Origin of the sequence: Flavobacterium caeni (assembly GCF_900101895.1) — a bacterium.
In the GTDB taxonomy this organism is placed as follows: Bacteria; Bacteroidota; Bacteroidia; order Flavobacteriales; family Flavobacteriaceae; genus Flavobacterium; species Flavobacterium caeni.
In genome coordinates this window covers 12580-25094 of record NZ_FMVF01000015.1, presented here as the reverse complement: position 1 = coordinate 25094, position 12515 = coordinate 12580, and the positions used below count along the sequence as shown (strand labels likewise).

The 12515-nt window shown below is 50.3% G+C and carries 11 protein-coding genes; 5 read left to right on the top strand and 6 right to left on the bottom strand.

Going from position 1 to position 12515, the window contains the following annotated elements:
- Positions 1-116: 116 nt before the first annotated feature.
- Positions 117-1199, bottom strand: a complete 1083-nt coding sequence (gcvT, locus tag BLP55_RS13450; RefSeq protein ID WP_091145378.1) for a glycine cleavage system aminomethyltransferase GcvT — start codon at positions 1197-1199, stop codon at positions 117-119.
- Between the two features lie 311 nt (positions 1200-1510).
- On the opposite strand from gcvT, the gene BLP55_RS13445 reads away from it, so the two are divergent.
- The 3 genes from BLP55_RS13445 to BLP55_RS13435 are packed head-to-tail and all read left to right on the top strand — an operon-like array spanning position 1511 to position 3532.
- Positions 1511-2356: an NAD(P)H-hydrate dehydratase gene (locus tag BLP55_RS13445; protein ID WP_091145375.1), complete on the top strand. Its 846-nt coding sequence runs from the start codon at positions 1511-1513 to the stop codon at positions 2354-2356.
- Between the two features lie 20 nt (positions 2357-2376).
- Positions 2377-3171, top strand: a complete 795-nt coding sequence (locus BLP55_RS13440) for a HipA family kinase (RefSeq protein ID WP_091145371.1) — start codon at positions 2377-2379, stop codon at positions 3169-3171.
- Positions 3149-3532, top strand: coding sequence for a DUF3037 domain-containing protein (locus BLP55_RS13435; RefSeq protein WP_091145367.1), 384 nt, complete (start codon positions 3149-3151; stop codon positions 3530-3532). Before BLP55_RS13440 ends, BLP55_RS13435 begins: the two co-directional genes overlap by 23 nt.
- Before the next feature lie 96 nt (positions 3533-3628).
- On the opposite strand, the gene thrC is transcribed toward BLP55_RS13435, so the two are convergent.
- The 4 genes from thrC to BLP55_RS13415 all read right to left on the bottom strand — a co-directional run bounded on the left by thrC (position 3629) and on the right by BLP55_RS13415 (position 9978).
- Positions 3629-4918, bottom strand: coding sequence for a threonine synthase (gene thrC / locus BLP55_RS13430; RefSeq protein WP_091145364.1), 1290 nt, complete (start codon positions 4916-4918; stop codon positions 3629-3631).
- Entirely contained in the window at positions 4918-5847 is a 930-nt protein-coding gene (locus BLP55_RS13425) for a homoserine kinase (RefSeq protein ID WP_091145361.1), read from the bottom strand. Before BLP55_RS13425 ends, thrC begins: the two co-directional genes overlap by 1 nt.
- Positions 5848-5856: 9 nt before the next feature.
- Positions 5857-8295, bottom strand: coding sequence for a bifunctional aspartate kinase/homoserine dehydrogenase I (gene thrA / locus BLP55_RS13420; RefSeq protein WP_091145358.1), 2439 nt, complete (start codon positions 8293-8295; stop codon positions 5857-5859).
- A 327-nt stretch (positions 8296-8622) separates the two neighbouring features.
- Positions 8623-9978: a TlpA family protein disulfide reductase gene (locus BLP55_RS13415; RefSeq protein WP_091145354.1), complete on the bottom strand. Its 1356-nt coding sequence runs from the start codon at positions 9976-9978 to the stop codon at positions 8623-8625.
- A gap of 125 nt (positions 9979-10103) precedes the next feature.
- Between BLP55_RS13415 and hutH the strand changes: the two genes are divergently transcribed.
- On the top strand, positions 10104-11612 hold the full coding sequence (gene hutH, locus BLP55_RS13410) for a histidine ammonia-lyase (RefSeq protein ID WP_091145575.1): 1509 nt from the start codon (positions 10104-10106) through the stop codon (positions 11610-11612).
- 93 nt (positions 11613-11705) lie between these two features.
- Positions 11706-11879 carry a hypothetical protein gene (locus BLP55_RS17040; RefSeq protein WP_170826873.1) on the top strand — a complete coding sequence of 58 codons (174 nt, stop codon included), beginning with the start codon at positions 11706-11708 and terminating at the stop codon, positions 11877-11879.
- Between the two features lie 110 nt (positions 11880-11989).
- On the opposite strand, the gene BLP55_RS13405 is transcribed toward BLP55_RS17040, so the two are convergent.
- Positions 11990-12505, bottom strand: coding sequence for a DUF421 domain-containing protein (locus BLP55_RS13405; RefSeq protein ID WP_244503466.1), 516 nt, complete (start codon positions 12503-12505; stop codon positions 11990-11992).
- Positions 12506-12515 lie beyond the last annotated feature (10 nt).

The window sequence follows — 12515 nt, the reverse complement described above, 5'->3', positions numbered from 1 at the left end:
TATGCTTTATTTTTTATTGTTATTTTTTATTGCTGTGGTGCAAAAATAATTTTTTCTATCCGATTTACAAATGGCTCAGGCACTCAGGTGCTCAGCTACTCAGGTACTCAGGTACTTTATTTCTTGTAAAAAGGCAACTTGACCACTTTGGCGGCGATGTCTTTGTTGCGGATGCGGATGAAGATTTCCGAATCGACTGCGCTGTTTTCGGTCGTAACGTAACCCAAACCGATGCCTTTGTTCAAGCTTGGCGCCATGGTTCCCGACGTGACGATGCCAATGACATTGCCCGACGCGTCAACAATTTCATAATCATGTCTCGGAATCCCGCGTTCGATCAGTTCAAATCCGACAAGTTTTTTAGAAACGCCTGCTTCCTTTTGTTGCTTCAGATTTTCGGAATTGACAAAATCTTTGTTGAATTTCGTGATCCAACCCAATCCCGCTTCAAGCGGCGATGTCGTATCGTTGATGTCGTTACCATACAAACAAAAGCCCATCTCGAGTCGCAACGTATCGCGCGCTGCGAGACCGATCGGCTTGATGCCAAAAGATGCGCCCGCTTCGAAAACCTTGTTCCAGATCGCTTCGGCCTGGTCGTTTTTGCAATAAATCTCGAATCCGCCAGAACCGGTGTAACCCGTGGCCGAAATGATCACGTCGTCAAATCCTGCAAATTTACCCACTTCAAAATGATAGTATTTGATGTCGGCCAAATTGATGTCGGTCAATGCCTGCATCGCCTCAACCGCCTTCGGGCCTTGAATGGCCAACAACGAATGGTCGTCGGATGCATTTTCCATCGTCACACCCAAATCGTTATGACTCGAGATCCACGCCCAATCCTTATCGATGTTCGATGCATTGACCACAAGCAAATATTGCTCTTCGGCCATTTTGTACACGATCAAGTCGTCGACGATTCCGCCATCGGCGTTCGGCAAACACGAATACTGCGCACGACCTACGGTGAGTGTCGATGCATCGTTCGACGTCACTTTCTGGATCAAATCCAAAGCTTTCGGGCCGCTCAAAAAGAACTCGCCCATGTGCGACACGTCAAAAACGCCCACGCCATTGCGCACGGTTTCGTGTTCGGCGTTCACGCCCTCATAAGTAATCGGCATATTGTAGCCCGCAAACGGCAGCATTTTGGCGCCAAGTTGTTCGTGGATGTGCGTCAGCGCAGTATTTTTCATGGTTTTGTGTGGTGAATTTTGAAGCCGCAAGTTAGGGGAAATATTTGCAATTTGAAATCGTTTGCGGATGTTTTTTAGGAGCTTTTTCCGGCTATCCGCTTTATCTTTTACGGCCTCCGCTGCGCTGCGGCCGCAAAAGGATGCCGCTACTATCCGGGCTAGGAATCGTCATCCAAAACAAACTTTTCGTTTAAGCGAAATTTCCGTAACTTCAATGTTCAACATTCATAGGCTCAAAACATCGAATGTCGAACGTCGAATGTCGAACGTCGAATCAACAATAAAAAATAAGAATAAAGAATAATAAATAAATGAATATCCAAAAAATCTACAAACCCGTCGCCGCCCAAGCCCACAAAGGCACACAAGGCCACGCGCTGCTCATCGGCGGTAGCTACGGTAAAATCGGCGCCATCACACTTTCGTCCAAAGCGGCATTGCATGCAGGTGCAGGTCTGGTCACTGCCTTCATCCCCAAATGTGGCTATCCAATCCTGCAAACCGCGAATCCAGAAGTCATGGTCATCACCGACAAAGTCCAAGAACACATTTCCTGCATCGAATTCACCATAATACCCAATGCCATCGGTATCGGCCCGGGAATAGGGCAGGAGCAGGAAACCCAAGACGCATTGCATCAATTTCTCCAGACCAACAAAACCCCGCTCGTCATCGACGCCGACGCACTCAATATTCTTTCCCAAAATAAAAAATGGCTTGAACTGTTGCCGCCACAAACCATCCTGACGCCGCATCCCAAAGAACTTGAGCGGCTCATAGGCAAAACCCAATCTGATGAAGAGACGATACAAAAAACCATCACGTTTTCGAAAGAACACCAACTGATCGTCGTCAAAAAAGGCGCACCCACGCAAATCATCGACGGCGACAACGTCTATGAAAACACCACCGGTAATCAAGCGCTCGCCACGGCCGGTAGCGGCGATGTCTTAACCGGTATCATCACAGGCTTGCTTGCTCAAACCTACACACCGCTAGAAGCCGCACAGCTCGGCGCTTACCTGCACGGCCTGACTGCCGATTTGGCTTTGCCGCACACCGGGCATGAATCGTTTGTCGCGTCAAACATCATCCATTTTCTCGGAAAGGCATTCCTGACCTTGCAGGGCAACCGCAATGAAATCGGTTTCAAATAAAGTAGTAAGTTTGTAACCGTATGAAAAAGCCAATCCAATTGCGGACAGTCAACGTCACGAGATACATTGCGCCGTTGCGCGAAGGCGGCTCGCTCCCTGCGCTCGCCGAAGCCGACGACGATTTCAAGTATGTGCTCAAATTCAAGGGCGCGGGACATGGTGTCAAAGCCTTGATCGCCGAGCTTATCGGTGGCGAAGTCGCGCGCGCACTCGGATTGCCTGTTCCAGAGCTGGTTTTTGCAAACCTCGACGAAGCCTTTGGCCGTACCGAAGCCGACGAGGAAATCCAGGATTTGTTGCAAGGCAGCCAAGGCTTGAACCTCGCACTGCATTATTTGTCGGGTGCGATCAATTTTGATCCCGTCGTGACCGATGTCGGGGAAAAACTCGCGTCGCAAATCGTTTGGCTCGACGCCTTCATCACCAACGTAGACCGTACGTTCAAAAATACCAATATGTTGGTCTGGCATAAGGAATTGTGGCTCATCGACCATGGCGCGTGCCTTTATTTCCACCATGCATTCACCGATTCGGATACGCAGGCCAAAGTACCGTTCGCGCTGATCAAAGACCACGTTTTGTTGCCCAAGGCCACGCAGTTGGAACAAGTCGATAGTGAATTTAAGTCGATTTTGACCGACGATGTCCTGCAATCCACCATCAATCTCATTCCAAAAGATTGGTTAGAGTGGCAAGACGCCGACCAATCGCCCGACGAAATCCGCGACATTTATTTCCAATTCCTGAAAACCCGCCGCGACCATTCCGCCATTTTCCTAAAACAAGCCCAAGATGCCAGAGCTGCAGTTGTATGAGTATGCCGTCATCCGCGTCGTGCCAAGGGTCGAACGCGAAGAATTCCTGAACGTCGGGCTGGTTTTGTTTTGCAAACGCGCGAAGAAAATACATGTCAGGTTCGAGATTGACGAGGCCAAATTGTTGGCATTGTCGCCAGAAACCGATGTGGCGCAAATTCGTTTGAACCTCGATTCGTTCGTCAAAATCGCCAACGGCTTAAAAACCGGCGGCCCGATCGCGCAATTCGAAGTCCCGGAACGTTTCCGTTGGCTCACGGCAATCCGGAGTTCCGTTATCCAAACCTCGCGTCCGCATCCGGGAATGACGCACGATTTGGAGCAGACGTTCGACCGGTTGTTTGGTGAATTGGTTTTGTAGGTTAACCGCAAAGCGCGCAAAGGTTTCGCAAAGAAGCGCTAAGAAACACAACACCAGCTTGACGTCCTTTGCGTGAACTTCTTTACTTTGAGGTGATTATCCCAAAAAATCTTTCAGATCTTCGTAAGTCTTGATTTTGGTACGGACCTTTTCCTTATCGAGCACACCTTTGATTTGTTCGGGAATTTCCAATTTGACCTTTAAAGTGTTTTCGACGATTGCGTCAAATTTAATCGGATGCGCGGTTTCGAGAAATACGCCCACCGCATCCGGATGGTTTCCCAATTCCTTTTTCAAACCCAGGTAGCCCACGGCGCCATGCGGTTCAGCGACATAGCCGGAATGTTGGTGGATTTGTTTCATCGCAGCCTTTGTTTGTTCGTCGGAAAATGAATACGAGGAAAAGTCTTTTTCGAATTCTGCCAAATCGTTGCCGTACAATTCCTGGATGCGGATAAAATTACTCGGATTGCCCACGTCCATGGCGTTTGAGATTGTCGCGACCGAAGATTTTGGGTCGTATTTTCCATGTTCAAAAAAACGAGGGACCGTATCGTTGGCGTTGGTCGACGCGACAAAATGCGCAATCGGTAAACCCAATCGTTTGGCCATAATGCCCGCGCAAATGTTGCCGAAATTGCCGCTTGGGCACGAAACGATGAGCGGTTTATTTTGCGCCGCGAGTTGTTTGTAGGCAAAAAAGAAGTAAAACATCTGCGGCAGCCAACGCGCAATATTGATTGAATTGGCCGATGTTAAGTTCTTGTGCGACAAGCTCTCATCAAGAAACGCTTTTTTGACCATGGCCTGGCAATCGTCGAACACGCCGTCCACCTCAAGCGCACGAATGTTTTGGCCGAGCGTCGTGAGCTGTCGTTCCTGGATGTCGCTGACTTTGCCCGACGGATACAAAATCACCACATCTACGCCGCTTACGCCCAAAAAGCCGCTGGCTACCGCGCCGCCCGTATCGCCCGATGTGGCGACCAAGACCGTATTTTTTTGCGTCGGATTGTTGCGGTTGAAATAGGCCAAACAACGCGCCATGAACCGTGCGCCCACGTCCTTGAATGCCATGGTCGGGCCGTGGAAAAGTTCCAATGAAAAAACATTGTCTTCGACTTTGACCAATGGGAAATCAAACGAAAGCGTTTCATCGATGATTCGCTTGAGTTCGTTTTCCGGAATTTCATCGCCGACAAATTGCCGAATGGCTTCGAACGCAATTTCAACATTCGATTTTTGGCCGATGCTCGCAAAGAAATCCGCGCTGAGCGGTGTGATGCGCTCAGGAAAATACAATCCCTTGTCGGGTGCCAATCCATCGACGACGGCTTGTTGGAACGAAACTTTAGGGGCTTTATGGTTGAGGCTGTAATACTTCATCAGTCTTGGTTTAGGATTTTGATGCCGTTAGGATTGACGGTAGAGATATGGGTTTCGTAGGTCAAACCGATACGATCGTACACGACAGAAATTCCTGAAGCGACAGCCTTTGCGGTTGACAACCCTTTACATAACGCAAAAATAGACGGCCCCGATCCTGAAATCCCCGAGCCCAATGCGCCTTGCTGCAACGCGACATTCTTGATTTCCTCGAACGCCGGGATCAATGCCTTTCGGTACGGCTCGGCCACTTCGTCGTGCAGGCAACGTCCGATCAAATCGTAGTCGCTCGTATACAGTCCTGCGACCAATCCGCCAACGTTGCCCCATTGCGCAATCGCTTTTTTGAGCGGCACGGTGGGCTGCAACACGGCTCGCGAATCGGCGGTCTTGAGTTCTATTTGCGGGTGGATGACCACCGCGTGCAATTCATCTGGGCTTTCGATACGGATCACATCGAGTGGATTGTAGCCGCGCACCAGCGTAAATCCGCCCAAAAGGGCAGGGGCCACGTTGTCGGCGTGTGCGTTGCCGCTGGCCAGTTGTTCGCCCTTCATCGCAAATTTGACCAATTCGTTTTTTTCGAACGGGCGTGCGAGCAATTCGTTGATGCCAAATACGGCACCGGCTGCGCTGGCTGCAGAACTCCCGATACCGCTGCCGGCTTTGATTCGTTTGTAAATTTCGATGTCGAAGCCAAAATCGGTTTGCCATTCGTGCAACAACGCCAAGGCGGCAACACCCGCGACGTTCGCTTCGGGATTTGTCGGCAGGTTTGCGCCTTCGATCTTGGTGATGCGCACACCGGGCTCGGCAGATTTGTGGATGATCATCTCGTCGCCTACGGTGTCAAGGCAAAGTCCGAGCACGTCGAAACCGCAGGAAAGGTTGGCGATGGTCGCAGGGCAGAATATTCGGATCGATTTCATGACGGCAAGTTAAACATTTCCGATGCGTATCACGTCGGCAAAAATACCCGAGGCCGTCACCGCCGCGCCCGCGCCCGCGCCCTTGATGAGCAGCGGCTGGTCGACATAGCGGTCAGTGTAAAACAACACAATGTTGTCCTTTCCTTCCAGATTGTAAAACGGATGGTCTTTTGCGATGAATTGCAGCCCCACTTTGGCTTTTCCGTTGTCGAATTCGGCGACAAACTTGATGCGGCTGTCCTTTGCCTTGGCCTGGGCAAGCAGTTGTTCGAAGTGCGCGGCATGCGTGGTAAGCGATTTGAAAAAATCGTCGTTGTTGGTGGTTTGCATGCAGTCGGCAGGCAGGAAACTGTTGTTTTCGATGTCTTCGATTTCCATGTGGTAGCCGCTTTCGCGAATCAGGATCAGGATTTTGCGCGCCACATCTACACCACTTAAATCTATTTTTGGATCAGGCTCGGTAAATCCTTGAACACCTGCTTCTTTTACGACATCGTGAAAGTTGTGCGTGTAGCTGAAATTGTTGAAAATAAAGTTGAGGCTACCCGACAGTACGGCCTGTATTTTATGCACGTTATCACCCGAAGCAATCAAATGCTTGAGCGTGTCGATGATCGGTAATCCCGCACCCACATTGGTCTCGAAAAGGAACGGCGCGCCGTATTTGCGCGACAAGCTTTTGAGCCCGCTGTAATTCTCATAGGCCGATGCGCACGCGATTTTGTTGCAGGTGACCACCGCCACGCTTTCCTCCAGGTAATGGGCATAGGTCAGCGACACGGTTTCGCTGGCCGTGATGTCCACAAAAATGCTGTTGCGCAGGTTGAGTGTCTTGACGTTCTCGAGAAACTGTGCCATATCGGCTTTTTCGCCGTCGGCCAACAACGTTTTCCAGTCCTTCAAAGAAATGCCGTCCTCGTCAAAGTGCATGGTACGCGAATTGGCCAATGCAATCACGCGCAGGTTGATCTTGAGGTTTTCTTTGAGGAATTTTCGCTGTTGCTGGATCTGGTCGATGAATTTCTCACCCACATTGCCCACGCCCATGACGAACAGGTTGAGTTGTTTGGTGTTGTCCTCAAAGAAACGTTCGTGCAAGGTGTTGAGCGCTTTCTTGACGTCGCGTTCGGCAATGACCACCGAAATATTGCGTTCCGAAGCGCCCTGTGCAATGGCCCTGATGTTGACGTTGTTCTTGCCCAACGTACTGAACATGCGGCCCGAAATGCCTTGGTGGTTCTTCATGTTTTCGCCCACCAGCGCCACAATGCACAGTCCTTTTTCGACAAGGCAAGGTTCGATCCTGTTCTGGGCAATCTCGGTTGCGAATGCATGGTCGATGGCACGTTTGGCATTGTCGGCGTCGGCGTCGAGTATCCCAATGCAAATCGAATGTTCCGACGATGCCTGCGTGATGAAGATTACATTGATCGATTCATGCGAAAGCACCTCAAACAACCGCTTCGACGATCCCGCGACGCCTACCATGCCCGAACCTTCGAGCGTTACGAGCGCGATCTTGTCGATGTGTGTGATGCCTTTGATCGGGTTTTCGCCGTTGGCGTCGGCATGTATGGTGGTCCCTTCGGCATCGGGTTCGAATGTGTTCTTGATCAGGATTGGGATGTTTTTGCTGAGTACGGGTTGTATGGTCGGCGGATACAACACCTTGGCGCCAAAGTGCGAAAGTTCCATCGCTTCCTGATAGGAAATCGTCGTGATGGGCGTGGCCTGTTTGACGATTTTCGGGTTGGCCGTAAACATGCCGTTTACATCGGTCCAAATCTCGAGCTGTCTTGCATTGAGCGCCGCCGCGAGTATGGCCGCCGTATAGTCCGATCCACCACGGCCCAAAGTGGTGTGGTGTCCATCGGTCGAATCGGCGATGAAGCCCGGCATAACGGTAATGGGATGGTTGTCCTGTGAAAAGTAATCGGCGATGCGTTGATTGGTCAATTCAAAATCGACATTGGCCTTCCCGAAACGGTTGTCGGTTTTTATCAACTCGCGGCTGTCCTTGTATTGCGCCTGGTGCCCCGCATGCACAAAGGCCTGCGCAATAATGTACGACGAAAGCAACTCGCCGAAACCCAAAATCGCGTCGGCGGTGCGCTCCGATCGTTCGCCGAGCAAGAAACACCCGTCGAGCAAGGTTTCGAGTTGCCCGATCTGGCCGCGCGTGTGGTCGGCTACGGCTGGGTTGCCCGGTGTCAGTTCGGCGATGGCCGTCAGGTGTTTGGTTTCGATGTCCGAGATCGCGGTTTTGTAGCTGCGGTCTTTTTGTGCGGCTTTGTTCGAGGCAAGCAGCAGCAAATCGGTTACGCCACTAAAGGCAGACACGACCACCACGAGCCGTTCCTGGTGCGATTGGTTCGCGACGATCTCGATGACTTTTTGTATGTTTTGGGCATTGGCAACAGAGGTACCGCCGAATTTCAGTACGTTCATTTTTTGGAAATTTAAATAATAGAAAAACGTTTCTCATGACAAGAAACACAGCGCGGATGATATGTGATTGTGTTTACCCCAACGGGGTAGTGGTGCCCACGGATGTGACTGTCCAAAGGGTGGCAGTGCGGTTAAAATGGATGTTTTTGCTCCGTGTCATGGTTTCAAAAATAGGTACTTTTTTGAATCGGCAAGCAGTTGTGTGAAATTTTTGCGAATAATTATTTGATTGGTCTTGCTTTGTGAAAAGATGTTAATTTTAATGCAGATTATTTGCGGATGTAAAAAAACCACAACCCATAAAAAAAGCCCCAAACGGGGCCCTGTCTAGATTTTCAATTCTGCCAGCAGTGCCAGCAATGCCGGATCGGACGGTCGCGGCGCATCGGCGTTGACGATTTTCCCGTCCGGGTCGAGCAAGATAAACCTTGGGATGCCCATGATCCCATAGTCCTGCACGAATTGCGAGTTCCAATCGTTATCGGCCATGAGTTGGATACCGCCCATTTGCCGGTCGGTCACCATCTTTTTCCATTTGTCGTGGTCTTTTTTGGCGTCAATCGAGATGCTCACGAATTCGATGTTCTTTCCATGGAAATCCTTTTCCACTTTTTGCAGTGCGGGAATTTCGCGTATACACGGCCCGCACCACGTGGCCCACACATCGATGTACACGTATTTGCCCTTGAGGCTTTCAAGCGAAGTCGTGCCGCCCTTGTGGTTTTCGTAGTTGAAAGCAGGCGAGGCCCCGCCGGGTTTGAGCGCGCTTATTTTCTGGTATTGCTGCGTAAGCTCTTTCTTGAAATGCGGATTGGTCGACAAGGCAAGCAGTTCGTTGTAAAGCGTTTCCACCTCGGGGTTCGACCCGCTCACTTCTACCGTAAGCGCATAGGCCAACGCGTTCCTGATCGATTGGCTTTTGTATTTTTTGATCTCGGGCAGCGCTACTTTCCAAAGGAATTGGTCTTCGGGCTTGAGTTGCGCCTCGAGTTTTTGGTTAAAATCGAGGTTGATCAATTGCTTGTAAGGGTTCGAAAACAAAAAGTCGGCTTCGCTGTCGAGGTTGATCTTCGGGTCGATTTTGTCGAATGATTCCGATGGCTTAAAATCGGGCAACTGCGCAAAATGCGCGTGGTTTTTGCCATAGTTGAGTACAAAAATCTGCGCGAGGTAATCGATGTTTTTGCGTTCGCGTTCGGCAAATACACCTTTGGGGAATTTACCCGCATCGAACAAAACGAGGATGTCTTTCTTGACCGCTTGGATTTCCTTGAGAAATTCGGTCTCGTCCAAAACGTACAGTTTTTGTTGGTTGATCGCATTCACGTAGGCATTCTTGCTGGCGATGTACTGGTTTTCCATGCTGCCTTTGCCCGAGAATTTGATCGTCTTGTAAAAGTCGTTGTGGTCGGCGTTGAGGGCCAGCGTCATGCCTTGCGTCAAATATACCGCCGCGCGGTTGTTGCCCGAGGCGATCAGGTAGGATCCGTTGTAGCCCAAGTCGAGTTTTTCCGAGAAACTACCGTCGGGTTTGAGTTTGATGTCTTTTTCGAACGATTCGCCGCGTACTTTCAGCACACCGTCGGGCGAATTACTGATTTTTCCCGAAAACACGATGGTTTGCGTAGGACCGGCAAGGACGGGGAGCGTCATCAAAAACAACAAATACAATATTTTTTTCATGGTGAAGTCGATTAATCCAGCCAAATGTATTGATAAAATCCAAGGCTTCAGATTATTTTAAATATTATTAACAAACCTTGGAATTTAGGGATGGTTTGCGCAATTTTGGCCTACAATTTATGACCATGGACAATACACACTACATCTCCTCGGATGTAATCTCACTCGACGATTTACAACACATCGTAGACCATCAGCAAAAACTAGCGTTATCCGAAGAAGCCACGATCAACATCGACAAATGCCGCGAATACCTCGACCAGAAAATGCGCGAGAACGAGACGCCCATTTATGGCATCAACACCGGATTCGGATCGCTTTACAACATCAAGATTTCTAGCGAGAACCTTTCGAAATTACAGGAAAACCTCGTCATGTCGCATGCCTGCGGAACGGGCGACGAAGTGCCGCACGCCATCGTCAAGATGATGCTGTTGCTTAAAATACAGTCGCTCAGCTACGGGAATTCGGGCGTACAGTTGGCCACCGTCGAGCGTTTGATCGATTTTTACAACCACGACGTGCTGCCGGTGGTTTATGAACAAGGCTCGTTGGGCGCTTCGGGCGATTTGGCGCCGCTGGCCCATTTGTCGCTCCCGTTGCTCGGCAAAGGCGAGGTCGATTACCAGGGCAAGCGTTATGCGGCGGCCGAGGTGCTCGAACAGTTCGGGTGGCAGCCCATAGTGTTGCAATCCAAAGAAGGATTGGCCTTGCTCAACGGAACCCAGTTCATGGGCGCCTATGGGGTGCATGTGCTGTTGCGCGCGGTTAAATATTCGTGGTTTGCCGATTTGATCGGTGCCATTTCGCTCGAAGGATTCGATGGCAGAAAAGAGCCGTTCAACGAGCTGATCCATTTGATCCGTCCGCACAAAGGGCAAGTCGTCACCGCCGAGCGCATGCTTGGTTTTTTTGCCGACAGCCAAATCATCGAACAACCCAAACAGCACGTACAAGATCCTTATTCGTTTCGTTGCATCCCGCAAGTGCATGGCGCTTCGAAAGATGCAATCGATTACGTCAAGAAAGTATTCAGGACCGAAATCAATTCGGTGACCGACAACCCCAATATTTTTATCGACTCCGACCAAATCATTTCGGGCGGTAATTTCCACGGCCAACCGCTGGCGCTCGCGCTTGATTTCCTTGCGATCGCATTGTCGGAACTCGGCAGCATCTCTGAACGCAGGACCTATCAATTGATATCAGGCTTACGCGGGTTGCCGCCGTTTTTGGTCAACAATCCCGGACTCAATTCGGGGTTTATGATCCCGCAATATACTGCGGCCAGCATCGCCAGCCAGAACAAACAACTTTGTACGCCCGCGAGCGCCGACAGCATCGTGTCGAGCAACGGACAGGAAGACCACGTGAGCATGGGCGCCAATGCGGCAACCAAGGTCTTGCGTGTGATGGACAATCTCGAACGCATCCTGGCCATCGAGCTCATGAACGCGTCGCAAGCCATCGAATTCAGAAGACCTTTGCAATCGAGCGGGCTCATCGAGTCGTTCCTAAAAGCCTATCGCGCCGATGTACCCGTCGTACAAGAGGACAGGATTTTGCATTACGACATCGAGAAATCGGTTGCGTTTTTGAGAAGTTTCAGGATCGAGGAGGAGCTGTTGGGCTGATTTTTTCGATTTTAACGTCGTCCCAAACTTTCGCCAAAAAGTTTCATACGGGCCATGGTTTTTGTAACTTGGGGAGTGTAAATGAATCAAATTATGGAAACACATCACTTGGACAAACGCGATCGGGATGATTCGCCGAGTCACTACGACCACCGTGACGGATCGGAAGAAGTATCCGAAATGGCGCCGTCGAATCGTGATGTTTCTGGAAACGACATGATCGAGGAACATGACGACGATGGCCAACAACACAGAGACAAAAAATAGGACGCGTCAAAATCGGGCGTAGGGCCATAACGGAATGGTTTATTTCCTGACCGTTTTTTTGCAACAAATTAATGATTGGTAGAAGAACGGCTTGCAATGCGGGCCGTTTTTTATTGCGCGCGAACCAGCGTTTTCTTGGCTTTTCTGCGTTTGTAGTGCGTTTCGCGTAGCCGTACATCGCCGCTGATGACGCTAATGTTCCCGTCGGGTTCGAATACCGCCAGCTTGACTTCGGTGAAGTGCTCGATGCCGTGTTCGCGGATGGCTTCCTTGAGTTCGTCGTTCGAAATGTCGAGTTTAGAAAGCAACTTGAAATCGAGCTTGCCGTTGTGGATCAGGATTTGTGGTTTGTCGACAAGCAGGCCCTCGACCGATTTGAAACGGTGCATGGCTTTTTTGAGGATGAAATTAAGAACGAGCAATGCGGTGGCCGCGACCAGCCCGCCGAGTAGCGTCGTATCAGGCCCAACCATCGCATTTTGGACTGCGTTGCTGATGAGCAGGATTAGGATGATGTCGGCCGGATTGAGCTGCGAGAGTTCCTTTTTGCCGAACAGGCGCAAGGCCACCACCATAAAAACATAGACGGCTACCGAACGCAGGGCGATATCGAGATACGGATTCACTGATAAAACA